Annotated in this window: 20 protein-coding genes; 10 read left to right on the top strand and 10 right to left on the bottom strand. The window is 74.1% G+C overall.

Going from position 1 to position 25514, the window contains the following annotated elements:
* Positions 1–18: 18 nt before the first annotated feature.
* On the bottom strand, positions 19–1146 hold the full coding sequence (locus tag ACOWU6_RS01970; RefSeq protein WP_374727735.1) for a YlbL family protein: 1128 nt from the start codon (positions 1144–1146) through the stop codon (positions 19–21).
* Between the two features lie 121 nt (positions 1147–1267).
* Between ACOWU6_RS01970 and ACOWU6_RS01965 the strand changes: the two genes are divergently transcribed.
* On the top strand, positions 1268–2683 hold the full coding sequence (locus tag ACOWU6_RS01965; protein WP_421074520.1) for a zinc-dependent metalloprotease: 1416 nt from the start codon (positions 1268–1270) through the stop codon (positions 2681–2683).
* Between the two features lie 788 nt (positions 2684–3471).
* On the opposite strand, the gene ACOWU6_RS01960 is transcribed toward ACOWU6_RS01965, so the two are convergent.
* Complete coding sequence (locus ACOWU6_RS01960) at positions 3472–5181, bottom strand: ATP-dependent helicase (RefSeq protein ID WP_421074519.1); 1710 nt, start codon at positions 5179–5181, stop codon at positions 3472–3474.
* Positions 5178–6068, bottom strand: coding sequence for an NAD(+) diphosphatase (gene nudC, locus ACOWU6_RS01955; protein WP_282978012.1), 891 nt, complete (start codon positions 6066–6068; stop codon positions 5178–5180). Before nudC ends, ACOWU6_RS01960 begins: the two co-directional genes overlap by 4 nt.
* Positions 6069–6132: 64 nt before the next feature.
* Here nudC and ACOWU6_RS01950 point away from each other — a divergent pair, with 64 nt between their 5' ends.
* On the top strand, positions 6133–7380 hold the full coding sequence (locus ACOWU6_RS01950; protein ID WP_421074518.1) for a phosphotransferase: 1248 nt from the start codon (positions 6133–6135) through the stop codon (positions 7378–7380).
* Between the two features lie 6 nt (positions 7381–7386).
* Here the strand turns inward: ACOWU6_RS01950 and ACOWU6_RS01945 are convergent, their stop codons facing one another.
* Both ACOWU6_RS01945 and ACOWU6_RS01940 read right to left on the bottom strand, forming a co-directional pair.
* Positions 7387–10881, bottom strand: a complete 3495-nt coding sequence (locus ACOWU6_RS01945; RefSeq protein WP_421074549.1) for a UvrD-helicase domain-containing protein — start codon at positions 10879–10881, stop codon at positions 7387–7389.
* 2 nt (positions 10882–10883) lie between these two features.
* The gene (locus ACOWU6_RS01940; protein WP_421074517.1) at positions 10884–14117 is read right to left on the bottom strand and encodes an ATP-dependent helicase; all 3234 of its coding nucleotides are present in this window, start codon (positions 14115–14117) and stop codon (positions 10884–10886) included.
* A gap of 137 nt (positions 14118–14254) precedes the next feature.
* Between ACOWU6_RS01940 and ACOWU6_RS01935 the strand changes: the two genes are divergently transcribed.
* Positions 14255–14479 (top strand): DUF3107 domain-containing protein, encoded by a 225-nt coding sequence (locus tag ACOWU6_RS01935; RefSeq protein ID WP_271172138.1) that lies wholly within the window; start codon positions 14255–14257, stop codon positions 14477–14479.
* 17 nt (positions 14480–14496) lie between these two features.
* Positions 14497–14787 carry a hypothetical protein gene (locus ACOWU6_RS01930; protein WP_271172139.1) on the top strand — a complete coding sequence of 97 codons (291 nt, stop codon included), beginning with the start codon at positions 14497–14499 and terminating at the stop codon, positions 14785–14787.
* 22 nt (positions 14788–14809) lie between these two features.
* On the opposite strand, the gene ACOWU6_RS01925 is transcribed toward ACOWU6_RS01930, so the two are convergent.
* Positions 14810–15544 (bottom strand): ferritin-like fold-containing protein, encoded by a 735-nt coding sequence (locus ACOWU6_RS01925; RefSeq protein WP_421074516.1) that lies wholly within the window; start codon positions 15542–15544, stop codon positions 14810–14812.
* Between the two features lie 201 nt (positions 15545–15745).
* On the opposite strand from ACOWU6_RS01925, the gene ACOWU6_RS01920 reads away from it, so the two are divergent.
* Entirely contained in the window at positions 15746–17164 is a 1419-nt protein-coding gene (locus ACOWU6_RS01920; protein WP_324014503.1) for a DEAD/DEAH box helicase, read from the top strand.
* A 4-nt stretch (positions 17165–17168) separates the two neighbouring features.
* On the opposite strand, the gene ACOWU6_RS01915 is transcribed toward ACOWU6_RS01920, so the two are convergent.
* A complete protein-coding gene (locus ACOWU6_RS01915; RefSeq protein WP_324014501.1) occupies positions 17169–18044 on the bottom strand; it encodes a PHP domain-containing protein in 876 nt (291 codons plus the stop codon).
* A 94-nt stretch (positions 18045–18138) separates the two neighbouring features.
* Here ACOWU6_RS01915 and ACOWU6_RS01910 point away from each other — a divergent pair, with 94 nt between their 5' ends.
* Positions 18139–19167 carry an endonuclease/exonuclease/phosphatase family protein gene (locus ACOWU6_RS01910; RefSeq protein WP_271172143.1) on the top strand — a complete coding sequence of 343 codons (1029 nt, stop codon included), beginning with the start codon at positions 18139–18141 and terminating at the stop codon, positions 19165–19167.
* Position 19168: 1 nt separating this feature from the next.
* On the opposite strand, the gene ACOWU6_RS01905 is transcribed toward ACOWU6_RS01910, so the two are convergent.
* On the bottom strand, positions 19169–19564 hold the full coding sequence (locus ACOWU6_RS01905; protein WP_421074515.1) for a DUF3054 domain-containing protein: 396 nt from the start codon (positions 19562–19564) through the stop codon (positions 19169–19171).
* Between the two features lie 53 nt (positions 19565–19617).
* Between ACOWU6_RS01905 and ACOWU6_RS01900 the strand changes: the two genes are divergently transcribed.
* Entirely contained in the window at positions 19618–21030 is a 1413-nt protein-coding gene (locus ACOWU6_RS01900) for an aminopeptidase P family protein (protein WP_282978025.1), read from the top strand.
* A gap of 9 nt (positions 21031–21039) precedes the next feature.
* Here the strand turns inward: ACOWU6_RS01900 and ACOWU6_RS01895 are convergent, their stop codons facing one another.
* Both ACOWU6_RS01895 and ACOWU6_RS01890 read right to left on the bottom strand, forming a co-directional pair.
* On the bottom strand, positions 21040–21720 hold the full coding sequence (locus tag ACOWU6_RS01895) for an alpha/beta family hydrolase (protein ID WP_271172146.1): 681 nt from the start codon (positions 21718–21720) through the stop codon (positions 21040–21042).
* Positions 21717–22418 (bottom strand): general stress protein, encoded by a 702-nt coding sequence (locus ACOWU6_RS01890; RefSeq protein ID WP_421074514.1) that lies wholly within the window; start codon positions 22416–22418, stop codon positions 21717–21719. Before ACOWU6_RS01890 ends, ACOWU6_RS01895 begins: the two co-directional genes overlap by 4 nt.
* 131 nt (positions 22419–22549) lie before the next feature.
* Between ACOWU6_RS01890 and ACOWU6_RS01885 the strand changes: the two genes are divergently transcribed.
* The 3 genes from ACOWU6_RS01885 to ACOWU6_RS01875 are packed head-to-tail and all read left to right on the top strand — an operon-like array spanning position 22550 to position 25508.
* Complete coding sequence (locus ACOWU6_RS01885; protein ID WP_271172148.1) at positions 22550–23839, top strand: magnesium transporter; 1290 nt, start codon at positions 22550–22552, stop codon at positions 23837–23839.
* Positions 23839–24369, top strand: coding sequence for a DUF1003 domain-containing protein (locus ACOWU6_RS01880; protein ID WP_421074548.1), 531 nt, complete (start codon positions 23839–23841; stop codon positions 24367–24369). The genes ACOWU6_RS01885 and ACOWU6_RS01880 overlap by 1 nt, the downstream gene beginning before the upstream one ends.
* On the top strand, positions 24366–25508 hold the full coding sequence (locus ACOWU6_RS01875; RefSeq protein ID WP_421074513.1) for a P-loop NTPase: 1143 nt from the start codon (positions 24366–24368) through the stop codon (positions 25506–25508). The genes ACOWU6_RS01880 and ACOWU6_RS01875 overlap by 4 nt, the downstream gene beginning before the upstream one ends.
* The last annotated feature ends 6 nt before the right edge of the window (positions 25509–25514 follow it).

The raw sequence follows: 25514 nt of genomic DNA, 5'->3' as shown, positions 1-25514 counted from the left end.
CCCGGTCATGGGGAATGCTCAGCCGGCCGTGCACGTGGGCAGGTCGCCCGTCTCCCCCTGCGCGATCGCCTCGACGGCCGTCATGGCGTCGTCGAGCGTCTCGATCGAGAAGACCTCGAGACCCGCCGGGACATGTCCCACGACCTCGTCGCAGTTCGACGCCGGCGCGAGGAAGAAGTCGGCGCCCGCGCCGCGCGCCCCGTAGAGCTTCTGCCGGATCCCGCCGATCGGGCCGACCGTCCCCGCCGCGTCGATCGTGCCGGTGCCGGCGATCTCCTCGCCGCCGGTGAGCGAGCCGGGCGTGAGGGTGTCGATGATGCCCAGCGCGAACATCGTGCCGGCGCTCGGGCCGCCGACGTCGTCGAGCTGGATCGTGACGTCGATCGGGAAGTCGAACGTCGTCGTGAGGTAGACGCCGATCAGCCACGTCGTCCGGCCGTCGACCTCGCCCTCCTCCGGCGTGATCTCGAGGTCCTCCTCCGCGCCGTCGCGCTGGACGGTGAGCGTCACGGGAGCGCCCTCGCCCTCCGCGACGATCTCCTTGAGCCGATCGATGTCGGCCACGTCCTCGCCGTTCGCGGCGACGATCACGTCGCCCTCCTCGACGACGCCGCTCGCGGGCGAGTCGTCGCTCGTGGGCCGCACGACCTCGAGGCGGGCGCCGACGTCGTAGCCCAGCTGCGAGAGCGCGGCGGCCGTCGCCTCGGCCTGCGAGTCGACCATGAGCGCGGCGTTCTGCTCCTCGCGCTGCTCGCTCGTCTGCCCCTCGGGGAACACCGCGTCGATCGGCACCACCGCGCGCGAGCCGTCGAGCCACGCGAGTGCGAGCTCGAACCACGACGGCGTGCGCTCGCGGTTGCCGACGACCTGCACGGTCGTGAGGTCGAGCGATCCCGACGTCTCGTACGTCTGCGCCCCCTCGACCGAGATGAGCGGCTTCTCCTCGCCGTCGTGGTCAGGCGCCGTCCCGATCGTGTCGTACACGGGCCCCGGCTGCTGGATGACGTACGACGTCGGCAGGAAGGTGATCGCGACGAGGGCGACGAGGGCGACCACGAGCGCCCAGATGCCCGCGACGGTGCGCCGCGACGCGGGCGAGGACGGCGTGCGGGCAGACCGGGAGTGCGGGGCGTCGATGAGTGTCACGGGGATCCTTCCGCCGTCGTTCGCGGGTGGCGTAAGCGCATCCGCCTCACTGCGGGAGGAGCACGGACCGGCGCGATTAGCCTAGATCGCACGGACCGAGACCGGCTGAAAGGCGGCTGACGTGGCTGACGACGACAGGACTCCCGACGACGACCTGCAGGAGCTCCTGCGCCGCCTCATGAACGGCGGCGCGATCGACCCCGAGCAGCTGTCGCGCATGGCGGGCATGCCCGTCGACCCGGCGACGCTGTCGCAGATGATGCAGCAGTTCCAGGGCATGTTCGCCGGCGCGCAGGACGGCTCGATCTCGTGGGACGCGACGAAGCGCCAGGCGCTCCACATCGCCAACCAGGACGGTCTCGGCGTGACGGACGGGCAGCGCACCGACCTCGACCAGGCCTTCGCTCTCGCCGGGCTGTGGCTCGGCGAGGTGACGACCCTCTCGCCGACCGCCGAGCTGCCGCGCGCGATCACGCGCGGCCAGTGGGTCGAGCAGACGCTGCCCGTGTGGCAGGAGGTGGCGGAGCCGGTCGCGACGAGCATCGCCGACGCGCTCACGGAGGCCCTGCGCTCGCAGGTGCCCGAGGAGATGCAGGACATCGTGCAGAGCGCGGGGCGCCTCATGCGCGGGGTCGGCGGCACGCTGTTCGCGACGCAGCTCGGCCAGGTCGTCGGCAAGCTCTCCCTCGAGGTCGTCAGCGGCGCGGATGTGGGGATCCCGGTGATCCCGGCCGGCAGCGCCGTGCTCCTTCCGCAGAACTTCGCGGAGCTGGGGGCCGGCCTCGAGATCCCGGAGGATCAGCTCGCGCTCTACATCGCGGCCCGAGAGCTCGCCTCGGCGCGCCTGTTCCGGCACGCGAAGTGGCTGCGCCTGCACATCCTCTCCCAGATCGACGACTACGCGCGCGGCATCAGCGTCGACACGGACGCGCTCGAGGAGATGGCGTCTCGCCTGGATCCCTCGAACCCGGAGGAGCTCCGCCAGGCGCTCGAGAGCGGCGCTCTGCTCCCCCAGCAGTCCGAGGCGCAGAAGCTCGCCCTCGCCCGCCTCGAGAACCTCCTCGCGCTCGTCGAGGGCTGGATCGACGTCGTGACCGCCGACGCGACCGCGCGCGTGCCGCATCTCGAGCGCATCGCCGAGGCCATCCGCCGCCGCCGCGCCGAGGGCGGGCCGGCCGAGGACGCGCTCGGCGCGCTCGTCGGGCTGCGCCTGCGTCCCCGGCGACTGCGCGAGGCGGCCGCCATGTGGCGCGCCGTCGGGGACGCCGTGGGCATCGCCGCGCGCGACAGCCTGTGGGACTACCCCGACCTCATGCCCACCTCGGAGGACATCGACGATCCGGCCGGTCTCATCGCGCGGCTCGAGGCGCAGGCCCGCGGCGAGCAGCCGGAGGCCGACGACATGGACGACGCGCTCGCGCGTCTGCTCGCCGAGGAGGCCGAGCGCACCGAGGGCGAGGCCGACCGCGATGCGCCGGCGTCGCCGTCCGACGACGACGAGGGCCATCCGCGGCCCGAGGGCGACCAGCCCGTGTGACGTCTCCTCCACAGGCGGCCCGACCTGCGCGCGCAGGTCGGGCGGCCTGTGGACAATCCGCTCGCGCCGGCGTCGCGCGGAGCAGAATCGCGCTATGGCGCACCTCAGCCTCGACCCCGCGCGGCTCCCGCTCTGGCGCGACGCCGCGACGATCCAGCTCGGACTCGACGGCGGCGTCCGGATCCGCGAGCCGGCGCCCTGGCAGGAGCGCCTCCTCGTCCGGCTCGCGGACGGCGTCGACGAGCACGACGACCTCGCGGGTGCGGTCGGCGTCGACGAGGTGCGCCTGCGGACGTTCCTCGCGCACATCGCCCCCGCGCTGCGGCGCGAGGAGGACCCCGGGCTCCTGCACATCCTCACCGCCGACGGCGTCTCCGCGGCGACGGTCACGGCGCTGTGCGACGCCCTCGCCGCGTGCGGATGGGCGCCGGAGTGGGTCACGCTCGCGGCCGTGAGCGCGCACGTCCCCGTCGCGCTCGTCGCCCATCACGCCGTCGCGCCAAGTGCGTGGGTGCCGCTCGTGCGCGACGACGTCGTCCATGCGCCGATCGTCTTCGCCCGCGAGAGCGCCGAGGTGGGGCCGCTCGTCCGCCCCGGCGCGACGCCCTGCCTCGGCTGCCTCGCAGCGCATGAGCGCGAGCGCGACCCGGCCTGGCCCGTGCTCGCGCTGCAGCTGCTCGCGCGCCGCCCGCCCGAGACGCCGTCGCCCCTCGTCGCGGCGACGGCGACGCTCCTGACCGAGCTCCTGCGCGCCCCGGCGGGCGACGACGCCGCGCGGTCCGCGCGCGTCAGCGGCGACGGGCGCCGGCAGTGGCGGAGCCACCGGCACCACGCAGAGTGCCTGTGCCGATCTCCGCGAGGAAGCGCGACGGCTCTCGCTGCAGCCGGCCCGACGCCGACGCGCGAGGCCACGACAGCGACAGCGATCGCCCTGCGCGCGTGATGCCTACGTACGCGAGGCGCCTCTCCTCGTCGACCCCGTCGAGCGACGTCGCGTACGAGATCGGCAGGAGCCCCTCGGCGAGCCCGAGGAGATGCACGTGCGGCCACTCGAGGCCCTTGGCGGCGTGCAGGGTCGAGAGGGTCACCGTCTGCAGCGTGGGCTCGTGCTGGTCCTTCGCGCGGGCGAGAAGCCCCTCCGTGAACGCGCGGAGGGTCGTGCCCGGCGGGGCCTCCTCGGCGAGGCGCAGGATGGCGGCGCGCGCCTCCCACGCGTCGCGCAGGGCGCCGCCCGCGGCGGGCGGCTCCTCGGCGTGACCGAGGCTGCGCAGCACGTCGCGCACGAGGTCGGCGAAGCCCTGGTCGGTCGGCGCGACCGACGCCCCGCGGAGGGCGAGCAGCGCCTGGCGCACCTCGGGCATGTCGAAGAAGCGCCGCCCGCCGAGGACGGTCGTCGGGATCCCCCGCCGCGCGAGCGCGTCCTGGATCTCGGCGGACTGGGCGTGCGAGCGGTAGAGCACGGCGATGTCGGACGGCGGCACCGACTCGAGCTGACGGGCGATGGCGTCGGCCACGCCCTCGGCCTCGAAGTGCTCGTCGTGGTAGCCCGTGACGACCGGCGTCTCACCGGATGTCGCCGCGGCGGACGCCTCGAGCCGGAGCGCACCGGGACGACCGCGCATGAGCGCGTTCGCGACATCGACGATCGCCGGCGTCGAGCGGTAGTTGCGCTCGAGACGCACGACCGTCGCATCCGGGTACCGGCGCTCGAAGTCGAGCAGGAAGCGCGCCTCGGCGCCCGTGAACGAGTAGATCGTCTGGCTCGCGTCGCCCACGACGCAGATGTCGCGGCGATCGCCGAGCCACAGCTCGAGGAGCCGGTTCTGCAGCGGCGAGACGTCCTGGTACTCGTCGACCGTGAAGTGGCGGTACTGCTCCCGCACGGCCCGCGTCACCTGCGGCTCCGCCTCGAGCATGCCCGCGCACGCGAGCAGGACGTCCTCGAAGTCGAGCTGCCGCCGCGAGTCCTTGAGCTTCTCATACGCGCGCATGAGGTCGACGAGCGCCGACGGGCGGATGCTGCCGACCGAGCGCTGCAGGGTCGCGTACTGCTCGATCGAGCGCATCGTGACCTTGCGCCACTCGATCTGCGCCGCGATGTCGCGCAGCGTCGCCTTGTCCGGACGCAGGCGCAGCTCGTCGGCGGCGTGCGCGAGCAGGCGCACCTTGTTGTCCACGATGGTCGGGGCGACGTCGCCCGTCACGGTCGGCCAGAAGAAGTTCAGCTGCGCGAGCGCCGCCGCGTGGAAGGTCTTGGCCTGCACGCCCTCGACGCCGAGCGCCCGCAGCCGCCCGCGCAGCTCGCCGGCAGCCTTGGCCGTGAAGGTGAGCGCCATGACGCGCTGCGGCGTGTACGCGCCCGTGTCGACTCCGTGCGCGATCCGGTGCGTGATGACGCGCGTCTTCCCGGCGCCGGCTCCTGCGAGCACGGCGACGGGGCCGCGCAGGATCGACGCTGCCCTGCGCTGCTGCTCGTCGAGGGCGTCGAGTGCGCTCACGCGGCCTCGTACCAGGCCCGGATGAGGCGGTGCGCGATCGAGACCGCGCCGGGCAGGGCGACGGGGCCGCGCCCGGCGAGGCCCTCGCCGATCTCCTCGCGGGTGAACCAGCGGACATCGAGGATCTCGGTGCCGTCGGCGCGCGCCTCGGCGTCGTCGACGGCGGCCGCGTGGAACCCGAGCATGAGGGAGCGCGGATACGGCCACGGCTGCGAGCCGAGGTAGCGGATGCCGTCGACGCGGACGCCGGCCTCCTCGCGGATCTCGCGGTGGATCGTCGTCTCGAGCGACTCCCCCGCCTCGACGAATCCCGCGAAGCAGGAGTACATCCGCCCCTGCCAGGAGGCGTTCGCGCCGAGCAGGAGGCGCTCTCCGTCGGCGCTCGTGATCGCGACGATCACCGCGGGGTCGGTGCGTGGAAAGTGCTCGCGGCCGCAGCCGGGGCACAGCCGCGACCATCCGGCCTGACGCACCTCCGTGCGCGAGCCGCAGGCCGGGCAGAACGGCGCGTCCACGAGCCAGCGGCCGAGGGCGACCGCGACGACGAGGACGTCGAGCTGCCCGGCGGGAAGGAGCGCGCCGGACGTCCGGATGGTGCTCCACTCCGCGTCCACGAGCAGGGCGTCGGCATCCTGCGGGAACGCGGCCAGGAGCACCGCCGCGCCCGACGCATCGCGCCCGAGGAAGGCCCAGGTCGCGCCGTCGCGGACGTCGCCCGGCTCGACGAGCGCGAGCGCAGGCGCGGGATCCGCGGCGACCGGGGCCGCGTCGCCGCGGACGGCGAGGACGCGCGTCGCGGGATCGGCGATCGCCGTCTCGAGCAGGCCGGGCGCGTCGCGCTCCTCCGCGCTCCTGTCGATCCTCGCAGGGGCGGAATGGACGGGCATCCGGTACCTCTCTCGCGGGCGTGGCGCGGTGGGACGAGCACGGCGGCGACCTAACCTGGTACCCATGCCACGCTCACTCCTCACTCTAGCCGCGGCCGCGACGGCCGCCGTGCCCGGTGCGGAGGTCACGGGCGTCAGGTCCCTCACGGCCGGTGGCGCCGGCCGCTTCGACGCGGCGGTCGCGACGCTCGCCGACGGGCGCGAGCTCGTCGTCCGCGTGCCCGTCGACGAGGCGGCCGAGCGCGAGATCTCGGCCGAGATCGTGGCGCTGCGCGCGCTCACGTCGGGCGTGCGCGAGCTCCTCGGCTTCGACGCCCCCGAGTTCCACGGCGCCGTGCCGTTCGACGGGACGAGCGCGGTGGTCACGGGCTACGTGCGCGGCTACCAGGTCGAGGCGAGCGAGATCCCGCCCGGGCGCGGAGTCGCGGAGTCGCTCGGCCGCGCGATGGCCGTGCTGCACGCGCTGCCCGGCTCGGTCGTCCGGTCGGCCGGGCTGCCGGTGCGCACGCCGGACCAGTCGCGCGCCGACATCGAGCGGGTGCTCGACGCCGCCGGCGCGAGCGGGCGCGTCCCCGTCCGGCTCATGGTGCGCTGGCGCGAGGCATTCGAGGACGACCGGCTCTGGGCGTTCGAGTCGTCCGTGTGCCTCGGCGGAACGCAGTCCACCTCGTTCGTGCTGACCGATGACGTCGCGGGCGTCCCGCGCGTCGCAGGCGTGCTCGACTGGCACGGCCTGTCGATCGACGACCCCGCCGTCGACCTGCGCTGGGTGGCGTCCGCGCCCGACGCCTCCGAGGACATCCACGAGGCGTACGCGGCGGCCGCGCACCGCGCGCCCGACGCCGCGCTGCGGGTGCGCGCCCGACTGCACGCCGAGCTCGAGTTCGCCCGATGGCTCGTGCACGGCCTCGAGGCGCACCGTCCGGACGTCGTCGACGACGCGGCGGCCCTGCTCGAGTCGCTGTCGGACGGCGTGCGCGACGACCGCCTGCTCGCGGGCCTCGGCGCCGCCTCGTCGGACGTCGACGACGCCCTCGCGGCGATCGGCCGAGTGCCCGAGACGACGCCGGCGGCGGTCGACACCTCGATGCAGACCGACGCGTACGACCCCGCTCAGCTCTCCCTCGACGGAGACGGCCACTGGGGCGAGCGGTGGGACGACGCGGACGCCGCCGACGCCCGGATCACGACCGACACCGTCCCCGAGGTGCGCCTTCCGACGGCGCAGCCGGCGGACGATCCGTCGGGCGCGACGGTGCCGCTCGACATGGAGGCGTATATCGCCCAGGAGCGCGAGCAGCGCGGCGACTGACCAGCGCTAGCCGACGCGCGCCGCCGTGCGCCCCTGGGTCTCCTGCCAGCGGGCGGCGAGCTCCTCGGCGGTGTACACGCGGTCGCCCCGCAGGACGAGGTCGTCGGCGACGTAGTACAGGGCCACGTCGATCTCCTCCAGGGGCACCCCGTGCCGCCGGTGGTAGGCGAGCCGGTAGAGCGCGAGCTGCAGCATCCGCTCGTCGCGCTCGGCCGCCGTCTGCGGGGCTCGTCCGGTCTTCCAGTCGACGATCTCGATCCGCCCCCCGCGATCCTCCCGGCGGTAGACCGCGTCGAGCTTGCAGATCACGATGTGCTGCGGCGCGCCGCCGAGGGCGGGAAGGGGGAAGTCGATCTCCGTCTCGACCTCGAGGGGGCGCAGCGACGCCCACTCGCTGCGCAGGAACGTCTCCCGGAGTCGCTCGAGCGCCGCCTCGTCCTCGGCTGACACCTCGGTGCCCGCCGCGTCGTGATCGCTCCACATCTCCTCGTCGCTCTCCCAGAGGGCGTCGTCGACGGACGATCCGGCGCCGGCCGCACCGGAGCGCGCCTCGACCCACTGATGGAACAGCGTCCCGATACGGGTCTGCTGGTACGGCCGCTCGGGCATGGGCCGCGCGATCTGCGACACCGTCCCCGAGAAATCGGACACGTAGTCCTTGAACCGCGACGCCGGCACGCGCGTGGGCACGCCGAACCGGCGCCCGCGCTCCCGCTCGGCGCGCTCGGCCAGCAGCAGGGCGAGGTCGTCCGAGGGCTCGGCGCTCGTCGCCGCGGCCACGGCCGCCGCGGCCGCCGCGACCCGTCCCCTCCGCGAGCCGAGCGGATCCATGGGCCAGGTCCTGGTCATCGACGCGCCCTCGTACGGGTTGTCGTCCGGATCGACGTCGCCGATCGGGTCGAGGCCCTGCTCGTCGATGATCTCGAGCAGGTAGTCACTCGGCGTCCGCGGCGTCTTCTGACCCGCCCAGTGCGAGCCGGTCAGCAGCAGGTCGCCGCGTGCGCGCGTGATCGCCACGTACGCCAGGCGCCGCTCCTCCTCGCGCTGATAGTCGCCGTTGGCTCCCTTGAACGCGGTGATCGCCGTCGCGAGCGCCTTCTCGGCGGCCCTGAACCGCTTGGCGGGGTCGTCGCCCGCTGACTCCATCGCGGCCTGAGGATCCCAGGCGAGCTGCGGAAGCGCCGTCCGGTCGCCGCGCAGGGCGAACGGCAGCACGCCGAAGCCGAGCCATCCGGAGGCGTCGGTCACGCGGCTGGGCAGCTCGTCCTTCACGAGGCGCACGACGGCCACCGCGTCCCACTCGAGACCCTTCGAGCCGTGGATCGTCAGCAGCTGCACGACCCCGGGTTCTGGCGGCTCCGGCCGCGGCACGAGCTCGTCCGTGCGCTCGGCCTTGTCGAGCCAGGCGAGAAGGCTCCCGATCGTCCCCCGCTCGTCGGCGGAGAGGAACGCGCGCACCTCGTCGCCGAAGGCGCGCAGCTGGGTGGCCGCGACGCGCGCCGGTCCGCGCGACTCGTTCGCGGCGAGCTCGATGTCGAGACGCAGCTCGAGCTCGATGAGGCGGATGAGCTCCGGGATCGGCTGGCCCGCGGCGCGACGGAGTCGCTCGAGCATCTCCCCGGCCGCGCGGAGCCGCGCGCGCCCTTCGGGGCTGATGCCCTCGAGCAGGCGGTAGTCGTCGCGGGCCGTGCGGATGAACTCGACCGCATCGACGATCGACACCGCCTCGTCGGCCCCGCGCGACGCCCGAAGCCGATCGCGGACGTCGTCCGGCAGCGGATTCAGCGAGCCGTCCCGCTGCGCGAGCGCGGTCGCGAGGTCGTGGAGCGCCGCCATGTCGGCGACGCCGACCGCGAAGCGCGGGCCGACGAGCAGCCGGATGAGCGGGGAGCCCGATGTCGGGTCGTGGATGACCCGCAGCACCGAGACGACGTCGGTGACCTCCGGTGTGGACAGCAGTCCGCCGAGCCCGAGGATGCGGTGCGGGATGCCGCGGCGGCCCAGCGCGGACGCGAACGTCTGCATGTGCCGCTTCGACCGGAAGAGGATGGCCCCCGTGTGCGGGCGATCTGCTCCCGACGCGGCGTGCTCGGCGCGCACCGCGTCGAACCAGGCGGCCACCTCGTCGGCCTCGTCGTCGACGGTCTGGGCGAACCGCACGCCGACGCGGCCCTCGCCGGCGCCGGGCCGCGCCTCGAGCGCCGGCACCGCGAACGCCCCTGCGCCCTGCAGCGGGCGGAGCACGCGGTTCGCCGCGTCGAGGATGCGACGGTCGTTGCGCCAGCTCGTCATGAGGCTGTAGGACGTGGCCGCGCTGTCGCGCGCGAACGCGCGCGCGAACGCGTACAGGTTGTCGGCGCTCGCGCCGCGCCATCCGTAGATCGACTGGTGCGGGTCGCCGACCGCCATCACCGCGCTGTCGCGGAAGAGCTCGGCGAGGAACCGGGTCTGGATGACCGAGGTGTCCTGGTACTCGTCGAGGAGGACGACGCGGTACTGCTCGCGCAGCTGCGCGCGCACGTCGGGCGCTCCCTCGACGATGTCGTACGCACCGCCCACCTGGTCGGCGAAGTCCAGCACGCCTCGGCGCGTCTTCTCGGCCATGTACGCCCTGACGAGCTGCACGAGCACGGGCATGGCGTGCAGATGCCGCCACGCCTTCTCGATGTCGCGGTCCTTCGCGTCGTCGACGTACGGCGCGATCGCCGCCTCCTCCGCCGCGCACACGCGCTCGAGCTCGTCGAGATCGACCCGGTGGTCGAGCACGTCGGCGGCAAGGCGCTGCACGGCGTCGATGAGCGTCGAGAGCGCCTTGTCGATGTCCTCGAGGCCGCCGATGTCGGCACGCAGCACGACCGCCCGCGCGATGAGCCACGACGCCGACTGGCTGAGCATCGCGGCGTCGGGATCGCGGCCGATGCGCGCGGCGTGCTCGCGGACGATGGAGTCGGCGAACGCGTTGTACGTCGCGACCCGGGGCCGGATCATGAGGTCGTCCGCGGTGCGGGGCGCCGACGGATCCCAGCCGGTGGCGAAGCGCGCCGCGAGCTCGTCGAGCACCTGGCGCCGGATGGTCTCGCGCTGGCGCGGCGCGACGGCCGTCTCGACGCGCGCGAGCGCTCCCTCGGCGACGATGCGCGGCAGGTGCGGCAGCAGCCCCCTGCGGCCGAACTCGTCGATCACGGCCAGGCGCGCCGCGATCCGCTCCGCCAGCTCGCCGGCCGCCTTCCGCGTGAAGGTGAGCCCGAGGATCTCGTCGCGGCGCACGTGGCCGTTCGCGACGAGCCAGACCACGCGCGCGGCCATCGTCTCGGTCTTGCCGCTGCCCGCGCCCGCGACGACGAGCGCCGGCGTGTGCGGCGCCTCGATGACCCGCTGCTGGGCAGGCGTCGGCGTGGGCTGTCCGAGCGCCGCCGCGATGTCGGTCGCGCTGATGCCGTGCCCGCCCGGCCATCCGCCGGCCCGGCGGGTGTCGTCGGCGTGCAGGGTCTCGACGCCCATCGTCATGAGCTCACCGCCTCGATCGTGTGGATGCGGCACGGATGCACGCGCTGCTGGGTATCGGCGCAGTGCGCCTCGACCTGGGCGGTGAAGCTCGCGGCCGACATGCCGCGCGCCGCCTCGGCGACCCGGCGGAGGAACGCCGCGCGCGTCTCGGGTCCCAGTGCGTGCTGATGCGCGACCCGGTAGTCGCTCTTCGCGAGCGTCTGGGACACGATCACGAGCCGTGCTCCGCCGAGGGCGTCCGCAGGCGCGCCGTCGACGAGCCCCTCCTGCACCGCGATCTGGTAGGCCGCGAGCTGCGCGTGCTCCACGACGGCCGAGTCCGACGGCTTCTCGCTCTTGCCGGTCTTGAGATCGACCACGACGACGCGGCGCTCGGACGCGGCCTCGCGCATGGGCTCCCAGCCCCGGGCGCGCGCCGGGGCATGCTCGCCCGCTCCGGGCGGGTAGGACTCCACACGGTCGATGACGCCGCTCACGACCGCGCGATGCGGCGCCGCGATGTCCTCGCCCACGTGCACGGCGGGCGCGTCGTCCGCCGCGCGCGGCGACGTCTCGACCGCGAAGCGGAACGGGGCCTCGGACGCGATGACGTCTCCCCCGTCCGCGCGCACCCCGCGCAGGTAGGCGTGGAGGCGGTCCACGTAGAGGTCGGCACGGCGCCGCTCCTTCGCGGCGATCCAGGGGGTCTCGAAGTCGAGCTCCGGCCAGTGCTCCTCGACGACGGCGCGCAGCACGGCGAGGTCGCCGTCGGGCGCGCGCTCCATCGCCTCGTGCAGGATCGTCCCGATGCCCGCCGACGGGGGCGCGACGGTGTCGCCGCCGAGGGCCGAGATCACCCAGCCGAGACCGCACTCCTCGAACGCCTCGACGCGCGAGGGCGAGACCCGCGCGGGGCCGGCCGCGAGATCGCGCAGCGGCGCATCCGTCGAGGGGGCGAGCATGCCGTACCACTCGTGCGGGTCGGCGCCCGGGACGCCGGCTTCCGCGAGCACCCTGAGCTGCCCGGCCGCCGCCGCGCGGGCGGCCTCGTCGGCATCGTCGGTGAGCGTCCGCCGATGCCGGGCGACGAGGCCCCTCAGCGTGAGCGGGTGCTCCGCACGCTCACCGTCGTCGTCGCGCGGCGGAGGGAGGAACGAGAACAGGGCGCTCGGCCCCGTGTCGTCGTCGTCGACGGCGGTCACGAGCAGACGACGCCGAGCGCGCGAGATCGCGCGGACGAACAGGCGCAGCTCGTCGTGCAGCGCCGCGCGCCGCCGGTCGAGCACCCCGAGCGCATCGGCGCGGGCGCGCCCGGCTCGGTGCGCCTCGACCGCCTCCGCCAGCCGCCACGTGTCGAGGAGCCCGCCGCGCAGCCGCACGTTCGGCCACACCCCGTCCTGGACGCCCGCCACCACGACCGCGTCGAACTCGGCGCCGAGCGCGTTCGCGGGCGTGAGCAGAGTGACGGCGTCGTCGCGCTCGGGGGCCGAGAGCGTGTCCTCCGGGACGTCGCTGTCGAGGATCTCGCGGATGAAGGGCAGCGGCCCCTCCTGCGGGTTGCGCTCGATCGCCCGCTTGGCCGCGTCGAACAGCGCGACGAGGCCGTCGAGCGCGCGCCCCGCCTCCGCCGCGAGAGGGCCCTGTCCGAGCGCGAGGTCGCGCCACGCGCGGTCGAGCCGGCGTCCGTCGCCTGTGCGCGCGCGGTCCCACACGGTCCACAGGAGCTCGTGCACGGTCGCGCCGCGCGCGCCCTCGTCGTGCACGATCGAGAGCGTGCGCGCGAAGCGGGCGGCGGTGCGCCCCTCCGGGGTGTCGAGGAGGTCGAGCAGCACGGGCTGCGCGAGCGCCTCCCGCAGGAGAACGCGCGCCGGCCGACTGCCCCCCTCCGAGAGCTCGGCGTGACGCAGACGCGCGCGCAGCCGACGCAGCCCCACGCCGTCGAGACCGCCGAACGGCGAGCGCAGCGCCTCGAGCAGCTTGTCATCGTCGCGGTCCTGCGCCTCCTGCAGGCCGAGGCGGACGATCTCGACGATGTCGCGGACGACCGCCTCGGCGCCGAGCGGGCGCTGCACCCCGGCCGCGCGCGTGGGCACCTCGCGCGCCGCGAGCTCGGCCTCGAGCGACGTGATCTGCCGCGTGTCATGCGCGATGACGGCCATCCGCTCCCACGGCATCCCCTCGACGAGGTGCCACTCCCGCAGCGCACGCGCGATGCGGTCGGCCTCCTCGTACGGCGACGCCGCATGGCAGGTCTCCACCGTCCCGTCGGACGGCTCCTCGGGGCCGGGCGGCCTGCGGTGGTCGATCACGCCGGCCGCCCCGATCGCCTGGGTCACGCTGCGCGCGAGCCGCGTCAGCGCCGTCGTGCCCCGATGCGCCTCGTCGAGGACGTGACGCGGGCCCAGCGACGCCGCGAGGCGCGCGAACAGCTCGGGCGTCGCGCCGCGGAACGCCCCGGAGCCGATATCGGGATCGCCGAACGCGAGCACCGCTGCGCCCTGCGCGTGCAGGGCCTCGACGAGGGCGACGCCGCCGCGCGTGAGCTCCTGCGCGTCGTCGACCAGGACGACCCGCAGGCGCTCGAGCCCGGGCACGCGCGCACCGTCGCGCACGGCGGCCGCGGCCTCCGCGTACAGCTCCGAGACGTCGCGATGCGGAGAGCGCATGCGATCGAGGACAGCCCGGTAGTCGCGGAGGAACCCGGCCACCGCCGTCCACGCATCGACGCCGAGCCGCGCCAGCTCGGCGGGCGTCGTCCCGAGTTCGGTCATCTCGGCGATGAACGCGCGCAGCTCCGAGCGGAACCCCTTCGTCGCGCGCACGGGCGCGCCGAGATGCGCGGGCCACCGCGATGCTCCGTCGCGCTCGTCCTCCTCGTCGCCGAGCAGGATGTCGGCGATGATGCGGTCCTGGTCGGCGCCGGTGAGGAGCTTGGGCGGCTCCCCGCCCCGCCGCACGGCGTCGGCTCTGACGACCTGGTACGCGAACGATCCCACGGAGCGCGCGAGCGGCCCGGGGCTCGCGACGTCGACGCGGAGCCCGAGCTCGTCCCGCAGACGCGTCGCCGACGCGCGCGTGGGCGTCAGGACGACGAGCTCGTCCGGCGCGACGCCGGCCGCGACGAGGGCGGCGACCCTGCCGACGAGCACCGCCGTCTTGCCGGTCCCGGGCGCCCCGACGACCGTGCCGGATGCGCCGTGGGGCAGCTCCACGACAGCGCGCTGCGCGTCATCCCATCCCGTGCTCGGCATGGACTCCACGGTACCCAGCGCCGCCGACATCCCCGGTCGGAGGCGCGGGCGTTCGCCCTGAGCGTTCGCGCGGCCGGGCGCATCCCGCCGTGCCGTAGGCTTTCGATGCAACGAACCGCAGACGAAAGGCAGTCACCGTGGAGATCCGAATCGGCATCACGAATTCCGGCCGCGAGCTGACCTTCGAGACGACCGAGAGCGCGGACGCCGTGAAGTCGGCCGTCGCCGCAGCCCTCGACGAGGGCGCGAGCCACCTCTCCTTCACCGACGTCAAGGGCAACTCGTACTTCGTCCCGTCGGCGAACCTCGCGTTCGTGGAGATCGGCACCGGCGAGACGCGCCGCGTCGGCTTCGTCGGCTGAGCCCGGGCGGGACGGCCGTGTACATCCTGCTCGCGATCATCGCCGCCGCGGCGATCGGCGTCGCGGCGCACTACGCGCTCCCGCACCGGGAGCTGCGCGGTGTCGCGCTGGTCCCGGCGGTGGGAACGGCCGTCGCCGCCGCTCTCTACGCGATCCTGACCTGGGCCGGGCCCGGCGAGGCCAGCCCCTGGCTGTGGATCGCCGTGCTCGCGGCCGGGGCGGTCGCGGCCGTCGCGACGGCGCTCGCATCCACGCGCATCCGCGCCCGGTCCGACGCGGCGGCTGCCGCGGCAGCCGGGATCCGCTGACCGCGCGCCGCGGCACTCCCGCTCAGGCCGCGAGGCCCAGCGCGTCCATGCGCCGCGCGTGCGCGGCCATGAGCGCGGTGAAGACGGGCTCGACGACCTTCTCGACGTCCTCGCCCCCGCGGGCCTGCGCGTCGGCCATCCCGCCCCGCAGCGCGCTGCGGGCCACGAGCAGCGTGTCGCCGACGAGGCGGCGCGCCCACAACGACAGCAGAGCCCGCCACTCGTCGTCGCTCTCGATCGTGCGCACGAGGAGCTCGGCGATCTGCTGGCGGTCGTGGTCGGCGCGGAGCACCTTCGCGACCCTGCGCCCGCGCTCGCCGTAGCTCGAGGCGAGCGCGAGGTAGAAGTCGTCGAGCATGCCGGCGGTGATGTGCACGGTCAGCATGGTCTCGCGAGGCCGGGCCCCGAGCGTCTCGCGCCGGAAGGCGTCGAGAGGCTCCTGGAACGGCGCCATGAGCGCGGTGGGGTCGTCGCCGCCCTCTCGGATGATGTCGACGAGGCCGAGGTGCTTGCGCAGCGCCGCGCCCGCGGCCAGCGAGAGCGCCTCCTTCTCGTGCAGATCGGGCGTCGCCCGGATGAGCCGCGTGAGCGTCTCGAAGTAGCCGAGCTGGAGGTAGGCCGCCTGGCCGAGGAACGTGCGCACATCGGGCGCCAGCTCCTGGAAGTCGACGCGCACCGCGTCGGAGAGCTCTCCGCGCGGTCGCAGGCGGAGGATCCGCGCGGGCGTGGGCCGCTTCCAGAACTGCCAGTTCACCACGCCGAAAGCCTACGTCCTGCTCCCCTGCCCCGCCGCCATCCTCGCCTCCACGCGCCGCGGAGCCGCTGGCGCTAAGGTGGAGACGGCCCCGACGACGGCTCGGGGCACCGCGCCTGTGGCTGAGAAGGGCGTGGACGCATCCAGCGGCGCGGCCCCGTCCGGCATCCGCCGACCGGCCCGCCGAGACAGGCACACAACTCCATGACGTCATTCGCCGAACTCGGCATCGACCAGGACATCGTCGACGCGCTGGCCGCCAAGGGCATCGTCGACACCTTCCCCATCCAGGAGCAGACGATCCCCCTGTCCCTCCCGGGTCAGGACGTGATCGGCCAGGCCAAGACGGGAACGGGCAAGACCTTCGGCTTCGGGATCCCCGTCGTCCAGCGGCTGGGCCTCGACCCCGAGCCCGGAGTCAAGGCCCTCATCGTCGTGCCGACGCGCGAGCTCGCCGTGCAGGTCTACGAGGACATGGACCTGCTCACGTCCGGTCGCTCCACGAACGTCGTCGCGATCTACGGCGGAAAGGCCTACGAGGGCCAGATCGAGCAGCTCAAGGCGGGCGCGCAGATCGTCGTCGGCACGCCGGGCCGCCTCATCGACCTCGCGGGGCAGCGCCTGCTCGACCTCTCGCACGCGACCGAGGTCGTGCTCGACGAGGCCGACAAGATGCTCGACCTCGGCTTCCTCCCCGACATCGAGAAGATCTTCCAGCGCGTGCCGGCCAAGCGCCACACGCAGCTCTTCAGCGCGACGATGCCGGGCCCGATCATCGCGCTCGCGCGCCGCTTCATGGTGAACCCCATCCACATCCGCGCGACCGATCCCGACGAGGGCCTCACGCAGGCCAACATCCGCCACATCGTCTACCGCGCGCACGCGCTGGACAAGGTCGAGATCGTCGCGCGCATCCTGCAGGCCGAAGGGCGCGGCAAGACCGTCATCTTCACCCGCACGAAGCGCGCCGCGCAGAAGCTCGTCGACGAGCTGAACGACCGCGGCTTCAACGCCGCGGCCGTCCACGGCGACATGGGCCAGGAGCAGCGCGAGCGCTCGATGGCCTCGTTCAAGACGGGCAAGAAGGACGTGCTCATCGCGACGGATGTCGCCGCGCGCGGCATCGACGTCGACGACGTCACGCACGTCATCAACCACACGATCCCCGAGGACGAGAAGGCCTACCTCCACCGCGTGGGGCGCACGGGCCGCGCCGGCCGCACGGGCATCGCCGTGACGTTCGTCGACTGGGACGACCTGCACAAGTGGGCGCTCATCAACCGGGCACTCGACTTCGGGCAGCCCGAGCCCACCGAGACGTACTCGTCGAGCCCGCACCTCTACACGGACCTCGACATCCCCGCCGGCACGAAGGGCCGCCTGACGAAGGCGCCCGCCACGGGCGCCGTCCGCACCGCCAAGGCCGACGGCGAGGGCGCATCGCGCCCGCGTCGCCGCCGGCGCGCCGAGGGCGACGCACCGCGCGAGGGCGCGGCGCACGAGGCCGGCGAGGGGCGCGGCACGCACGACGGAGCCGGCAAGGAGCATCACGACGGCAAGCCCGCTCCTGCGCGCCGCCGTCGCCGGCGCCGCGCGTCAGGTCAGCCGCAGCAGGGAGCCTGAGCGCTCAGGCCCGCACAGGACGGGAGCCGACGCCGGCCGCGATGATCCGCTCGACCATCGCGGCCGGCGTCGTGTTCTCGCCAGGGAGGTTGGGCTTGCCGAGCCCGTGGTAGTCACTCGAGCCCGTCGCGATGAGGTCGCGCTCGGCCACGAGCCGCTGCAGCACCTCCCTGCCGTCGGCGGTGTTCTCGCGGTGGTCCACCTCGAAGCCGGCGAGCCCGGCGTCGACGAGATCGTGCAGCGTGCGCAGGGGGATCATCCCCGACCGCCCGGATGTCGCGGGGTGCGCGATCACGGGGACGCCGCCGGCCGCGCGCACGATCTCGATCGCGCGGAACGTGTCGGGCGCGTAGTGCGGAACGTAGTAGCCCTCGCGCGGGTGGAGGATGCCGTCGAAGGCCTCCCCTCGGTCGGCCACGATCCCCCGGGCGACGAGCGCGTCGGCGATGTGCGGGCGCCCGACCGTCGCGCCCGTCTGGGTCTGCGCGACGACGTCGTCCCAGACGAGGTCGTAGTCGCGCGAGATGTTCGCGACGATCCGCTCGGCACGGCCCATGCGGTCGCCGCGCACCTCCTCCATCTGCGCCCGCAGCGCCGGGTCGTCGGGATCGAAGAGGTAGGCGAGCAGGTGCACGCTGCGCCAGTCGAGGCGCGTGGAGAGCTCGGCTCCCGGCAGGAACGTCATCCCGAGCGACACCGCGGCGTCGGCCGCCTCGGCCCACCCCGCCGTCGTGTCGTGGTCGGTCAGCGCGAGCGTGCGCACGCCGTGCGCGTGCGCCGAGCGGACGACCTCGGCGGGCGGCTCCGTCCCATCCGATCGGTTCGAGTGGAGGTGCAGGTCGGCCGGCTCCTCCACGCGGCGCGCACCCGAGACATCCATGGACCTCATCGTACGGCGTGCACGGAGGTCGCTCTCGGCCCCCACGGCGCGTGCTCGCGACGCTTTCCCAGCGGGTGCGCCTAGGGTCGGATCCGTGCTGCGCTTGCTCGGGATCCTCGTGACCGTGCTGTTCGCGATCGCGACGGCCGTCCTCACGTGGCCCGGGTTCTTCCGCCTCGAGCAGACCTTCCCGATCGCTCAGCTCGCCGCCCTCCGGGGGCTCGTCGTCGTCGCTCTCGCGATCATCACGATCCTCTTCCTGCTCGTCGCCTTCATCCGCCCGATGCGCGGTTTCGCGCTCTCGATGGCGCTCGTCTCGGCCATCGGCGCGATCTCGGGCGGCGTCGTCCTCGGCATGCGCGGCTACGGCACGGACGCCCTCCCCGCGGCGACCGACACGAGCGTGCGCGTGATGACCTGGAACACGGCGGGCAACGCCATGGGCGCCGACGAGATCGCGGAGACCGCCGTTGCCATGGGCGTCGACATCGTGGCGCTCCCCGAGACCGCGGACTTCGTCGGCGAGGAGGTCGCCGTCGCGATGCGCGACCTCGGCAGCCCCATGTGGGTGCATCACGTCGCGCTGCGGCCCGACGTCGAGGACGGTCCGCAGGCGTGGCAGACCACGCTGCTCATCTCGCCCGAGCTCGGCGACTACTCCGTGATCGAGGCGTCGAGCGACCTCACGAGCAACACCGAGGTCGTGCCGAGCGTCGTCGCGATGCCCGTCGACGGCCAGGGCCCGATCGTCGTCGCCGTGCACGCCGTGTCTCCGCAGCCGGAGTACATGGACGAGTGGGCCGACGACCTGCGCTGGGTCTCTGACCAGTGCGTCGACGGCAACGTCATCCTCGCGGGCGACTTCAACGCCACGATCGACCACATGGCCTCGCTCGGGGTCGACGGCGCCGACCTGGGCTACTGCTCAGACGCCGCGGCGACCACCGGGAACGGCGCGGTGGGCACGTGGCCGACCGACATCCCGGCCCTCCTGTCCGCGCCGATCGACCACGTCATGCACTCGGCGTCCTGGAAGGCGACCGGCTCCCTCGTGCTCACGAACCTCGACGACGCCGGCAGCGATCACCGGCCGCTCGTCGTGCAGCTCGAGCCCGCCGGCTGACTCACTGCGCTGACGGGCGCCTCCGGGCGCGCGCCGAGCGCAGGGCGTGCACGGCGAGGCGCCAGCCGACGAGGAAGACGAGCAGCACGATCGCCGTCACGACGACGAACGGGATCGCCGCGCCGCCGCCCGTGATCACGCGCAGCGCGAGGCCGCCGAGCGCCGTCATCGCCCACAGCGGGAGGCCCTTCCGCACGGGAGCAGAGGGATCCGTCCAGACGCGCAGCGCGAGCCATCCGGCGAGGAGCGCGACCGCGAACGGCCACGCGACGCGCACGAGGCCGGCGGCGTCCACGGCGCCCTCGTGGCTGGCCAGCCCGAGCGCCGCGAACACGATCACGATCACGATGTCGGCGGCGAGAGCGGCAGGGGCGGAGGAGGACGTCGAGCGGGCCATGGTCATCCACCCTACGGGCCTCCTCCGCTGAGCCGCGGTGAGAGACTGGTGCCATGACCACCGGCGAGACGAACACCCAGGCAGAGGCCCAGAAGGCCGCCGACTCCAACACCAACCGTCGCCAGCCCTACCCCCAGGGCTTCCTCGACGTGATCTCGAGCGGATGGGCCGAGCGCCCCGAGCCCCTGCCGGAGCCGCGCGCCCAGGCGTCGTTCGCGGCGCGACGGCGCGACGCCGTCTCGGCCGCGTTCCCCGGGAAGCGCCTCGTCATCCCCGCCGGCTCGTTCAAGCAGCGCAGCAACGACACCGACTACCCGTTCCGTGCGCACTCGGCCTTCGCGCACCTCACGGGCTGGGCGGTGGACGCCGTGCCCGACTCCGTGCTCGTGTTCGAGCCGGCGGGCGACGGCCACGACGTCACGCTCTACCTGCGCGATCGCGCCACGAGGGAGACGCCCGAGTTCTACCGGGACGCGACGATCGGCGAGTTCTGGGTGGGTCCGCGCCCCTCGCTCGCGCAGGTGTCCGCCGACCTCGGCATCCGCACCGCCCACGTCGACGCGTTCGCGCGCTCCGACGAGGACCTCGTGCTCGAGGAGGACGAGGAGCTCACGCGCTTCGTCTCCGAGCTGCGCCTCGTGAAGGACGCGTACGAGATCGAGCAGATGCGGCTCGCGGTCGAGGTGACGGCCGCGGGATTCGACGACATCGTCCGGGAGCTGCCCCGCATCGTCGAGCACCCGCGCGGGGAGCGCGTGGTCGAGGGCGTCTTCCACCAGCGCGCCCGCAGCGACGGCAACTGGGAGGGCTACGACACCATCGCGGCGTCGGGCCCGCACGCCTGCTACCTGCACTGGACGCGCAACGACGGCGCGGTCGTGCCGGGAGACCTCATCCTCATCGACGCGGGGGTCGAGGTCGACAGCCTCTACACCGCCGACATCACGCGCACGCTGCCCGTGAGCGGGACGTTCACCGACATCCAGCGGAAGATCTACGAGGCCGTCCGCGAGGCGGCCGACGCGGCGTTCGCGGCCGCGCGCCCCGGCGTCCGCTTCCGCGCCGTGCACGAGGCCGCGATGGAGGTCATCGCCGCGCGCACGGCCGAGTGGGGGCTGCTGCCGGTGTCGGCGGAGGAGGCGCTCGACGCCGACCGCGGCGGCCAGCAGCGCCGCTACATGGTGCACGGCACGAGCCACCACCTGGGCATCGACGTGCACGACTGCGCGCAGGCGCGCCGCGAGATGTATTACGACGGAGAGCTCGCACCGGGCATGGTGTTCACGATCGAGCCCGGGCTCTACTTCCAGATCGACGACCTCACGGTGCCGGAGGAGTACCGCGGGATCGGCGTGCGGATCGAGGACGACATCCTCATGACCGAGGACGGCCCGGTCAACCTCTCGGCGGGCATCCCCCGCACCGCCGACGAGGTCGAGGCCTGGATCGCGCGTCTGCGCGGCTGAGCCGAGCGGTCAGCCGCCCGAGCGCTGCCGGATGAACCGCACGACGGGGTCGGCGAGCGATGCGCCGATCTCGTCGGCGGGCCGCCGCCGGCCCTTGACCTCGAAGGCGTGGGTGCCGCCCGCGATCCACTCCACGGTCGCGTCCTGACAGGAGGCGACGGCGTCGTCGAACTGCGCGCGGGGCTGGATGAACGGGTCGTTCTCGCCCTCGACGAACAGCTGCGGCGGTGCGACAGCGGGCAGATGCTCCGCGCGCGGCTTCTCGGGCCTGCCCGGCGGGTGGAGCGGGTAGGCGAGGTACACGAGCCCCGCGACGTCGAACGCGCCCTCCGCAGCCGCCATCGACGCCATCCGCCCGCCGTACGACTTGCCGCAGGCCCACAGGGGCGCGGGCAGGCTCGCCGCGGCGAAACCCGCCACCGCGCGCCACGCGGCGATCGCGTGAGCGGCGGGCCCTGGCATCCGCCGGCCCGCGACGATGTACGGGAAGTCGAACCGCACGGTGGCGATGCCGGCGTCGCGGACCGCGGCGGCGAATCCGACGAGGAACGGATGGTCCTTGCCCGCTCCGGCGCCGTGCGCGATCGCGAGCGTTGCCCAGGCTCCGTCGGGGGCGCCGACGGCGGCGGGCAGCTCGACGGCCCCCGCGGGCAGCTCGACGCGGATGGCGGCGGCGCGCTCCTCGGTCACGCGCGCTCGTCGGGATGCGCGGGCCGGTCCGACTCCGCGCTCTGCGGCTCGGAGGACGCCGCATCAGCCGGCGGCGCCGGCTCCGCGGACGGCTGTGCCGGCGGCGCCGGCTCCGCGGACGGCGCGGTGTCGGCGGACGCCGGCGCGACCGGCGCGCCCGTGCGCGGGTCGATGCGGACGCCGAACCGCGGCGGCTCCGTGAGCGAGACCGGGTCGATCCGCTCGGTCCGCGTCGGCGCGGTGCCGAGCACCTGGCGCGCCTTCGCGACGCTCGCGCGCTCGACCGCGACCTCGTAGTGGTCGGCGGTCACCTGCATGACGCTCGCGAAGTCGCGGCGGCGGCGCACGATCATGTAGTTGACGAGGCCGAAGACCATGCCCATCGCGACGCCGAGCAGGAGCATGCCGACGAACGCGCCCATCGGGAGGGCCGGGGTCCAGATGACGACCATCGCCCCGAGGAGCAGGCCGAGGAGCACGCCGTTGAGGGCGCCGGCCCACGCGGCCTGCGCCCAGCCGAGGCGTCCCGTGACCTTCTCGATCGAGCGCAGCGCCGTGCCGACGATCGCGATGTCGCGCGCCGGGACCTCCGCGGCGATCAGCTTCGACACCGCCTTCAGCGCGCCGTCGTAGTCGCGGAAGCTCGCGACCGTCTCGCCGACCTCGGGGGCTCGGCCCCGCCCGCTCCACATGCTCATGTCGGCATTCTCCCATGCGGCCGCGCGCCTCAGCCTGTGCCCTGGCGATGCGCCGCCTGTGAGGGCGCGGCTCCCCTGAACATCGCGTGACGCCCGCGTCGCGGGAGGAGCGCGCGCATTACGCTGGGTGGGTGAGTACGCAGAGGGTTTTCGTGGCGCGCCTGGCCGGCTGCCCCGTGTTCGACCCCACGGGCGACCGTCTCGGCAGGGTCCGCGACGTCGTCGTCGTGTACCGAAGTACCGCGGCCCCGCGCGTCATCGGCCTCGTCTGCGAGATCCCGGGCCGTCGCCACGTGTTCGTCGCGATCGGACGCATCACCTCGATCGCGCAGGGCCAGGTCATCACGACCGGGCTCATCAACGTGCGCCGCTTCCAGCCCCGCGCCGACGAGGTGCGCGTCATGGCCGAGCTCGTCGGGCGCCGCGTCGACTTCAAGGACGGCTCCGGGTCGGCCGTGATCGAGGACGTCGCGATCGAGCCGAACCGCATCGGAGAGTGGGCCGTCGGGCAGCTGTTCCTCCGCAAGCCGAAGACGAGCGCCTCCCCCTTCGCGAAGGGGCCGACGACGTTCGCGACCTGGAGCCAGGTGCGCGAGCACCGCGCTCCGGGCGAGGCGCAGTCGGCCGAGCACCTCGCCGCGAGCTACGCCGAGCTGCGCGCGGCCGACCTCGCGAACACGCTCCTCGACCTCCCGGAGGAGCGGATGATCCAGGTCGCCGGCGAGCTCTCCGACGACCGCCTCGCCGACGCCCTCGAGGAGATGCCCGAAGAGGACCAGGTCCACATCCTCGAGCGCCTGGGCGACGAGCGAGCGGCGGACGTCCTCGACGCGATGGATCCCGACGACGCCGCCGACCTCCTCGCCGAGCTCGCGCCGCAGCGCAGCGAGGAGCTCCTCGACCTCATGGAGCCCGAGGAGGCCGAGGACGTCCGCATGCTCCTCCGCTACGGCGCCGACACGGCGGGCGGCCTGATGACGACCGAGCCGATCATCCTCCCCGCCGACGCGACGATCGCCGAGGCGCTCGCGCTCATCCGCCGGCACGAGCTGCATCCCGCCCTCGCCGCGAGCGTGTACGTGACGCTGCCGCCCTACGAGACGCCCACGGGCCGCTTCCTCGGCGCCGTGCACTTCCAGCGCATGCTGCGCTACCCGCCCCACGAGCGGATCGGCGCGATCATCGACGAGACCATCGAGCCGGTCCCCGTGACGGGCTCGGCGTCGGAGGTGGCGCGCCGGCTCGCGAGCTACGACCTCGTCGCCCTGCCCGTGACCGACGCGGCGCACCGTCTCGTCGGCGCCGTGACGATCGACGACGTGCTCGACTACCTGCTCCCCGAGGACTGGCGATCGCAGGACGCGGATGAGGAGATCCCGCGCGATCCCACGACGGGCGCGATCCGGACGGTGCGCGGATGATGGCCCGCGCGTCGGAGCTGCGCGGGCGGCGGCCTCGGATGGACACCGCCGGCGGGGCGCGCGATCGCGACCGGTTCGGGCGCGCGACCGAGTGGATCGCCCGTGCCATGGGGACGCCGTGGTTCCTCATCGGGCTCACGCTGTTCTGCGTCGCGTGGATGGCGTGGAACTCGCTCATGCCCGAGCAGTGGCGCTTCGACTCCGCCGCCCTCGGGTTCACGGCGCTCACCCTCATGCTGTCGCTGCAGGCCTCGTACGCGGCCCCGCTCATCCTCCTCGCGCAGAACCGCCAGGACGACCGCGACCGCGTCGCGATGGAGCAGGACCGCCAGCGCGCCGAGCGCAACCTCGCCGACACCGAGTACCTCGCGCGCGAGATCGTCGCACTCCGGATGGCGCTGACCGAGGTCGAGGAGCGGATCGTCTCCCGCGACGCCCTGCGCGAGGAGCTGCGGGCCCTGCTCGAGCGGCTCGACGAGCGCGACGCCGAGCGCGACGGCGAGCCGCGAGCGACGGCGGGCGACGCATGACCGGCCTGCCCGCCGAGGTCGTCGACGCGGTCCGCTCGGCCGTCGGCGCCGTCAGCGACCCCGAGCTGCGACGACCGCTCGCCGACCTCGACATGGTGCGCGATGTGCGTGCCGACGGCGATGCCGTGCGCGTCGAGATCGACCTCACGATCGTCGGATGCCCCGCGGCCGACCGCATCGAGCGCGACGTGCGGCGGGCGGCCGAGAGCGCAGCGCAGGGCGCCGCCGTCGTGCTCGAGATCGGCGTGATGTCGCCCGCCCAGCGCAAGGCCCTCACGGAGCGCCTGCGCGGCGGAGCGGCCCGCGTCATGCCGTTCGGCCCCGACTCGCTCACGCGCGTGATCGCCGTGACGAGCGGCAAGGGCGGCGTCGGCAAGTCGACCGTCACGGCCAACCTCGCGGTGGCTCTCGCCGCCCGCGGGCTCAAGGTCGGCCTGATCGATGCCGACGTGCACGGCTTCTCGATCCCCGCGCTCCTGGGGCTCGTCGAGGGCGGCGTCGCGCCGTCCCCCACGCAGGTCGGCGACCTCATCCTGCCGCCCGTCGCGCACGGCGTGAAGGCGATCTCGATCGGGATGTTCCTGCGCAGCGGCGAGGAGGTCGTCGCGTGGCGGGGGCCCATGCTCCACCGCACGGTGCAGCAGTTCCTCACCGACGTGTTCTTCGGCGACCTCGACGTCCTCCTCATCGACATGCCGCCCGGCACGGGCGACATCGCGATCTCAGTGGGCCAGCTGCTCCCCCACGCCGACGTCCTCGTCGTGACCACTCCGCAGGCTGCGGCCTCCGACGTCGCGGTGCGCAGCGGCCTCGTCGCACGGCAGACCGGGCAGCGGGTGATCGGCGTGATCGAGAACATGGCCGCCCTGACCCTGCCCGACGGAACGTCGCTCGCGCTCTTCGGCGAAGGCGGCGGCGCCGCGGTGGCCGCGGCGCTGTCGGCGGACGGGCACGAGGTGCCGCTGCTCGCGTCGGTGCCGCTCAGCCCCGCCCTGCGCGCGGGCGGCGACGCGGGCGACCCGGTCGTGGTGTCGCACCCCGAGGATCCCGCGGCGCACGCGATCGCAGAGGTCGCTGCCCGCCTCGCGGCCGAACCGCGCCGCCTCGCAGGGCGCAAGCTCCCGGTCTCACTCGCCTGACGCGGG

The sequence above is a fragment of the Microbacterium sp. SA156 genome (assembly GCF_049065455.1).
Lineage (GTDB): Bacteria > Actinomycetota > Actinomycetes > Actinomycetales > Microbacteriaceae > Microbacterium > Microbacterium barkeri.
The sequence above is the reverse complement of the archived record's forward strand: the minus strand, read 5'-3'. Positions and strand labels throughout refer to the sequence as shown.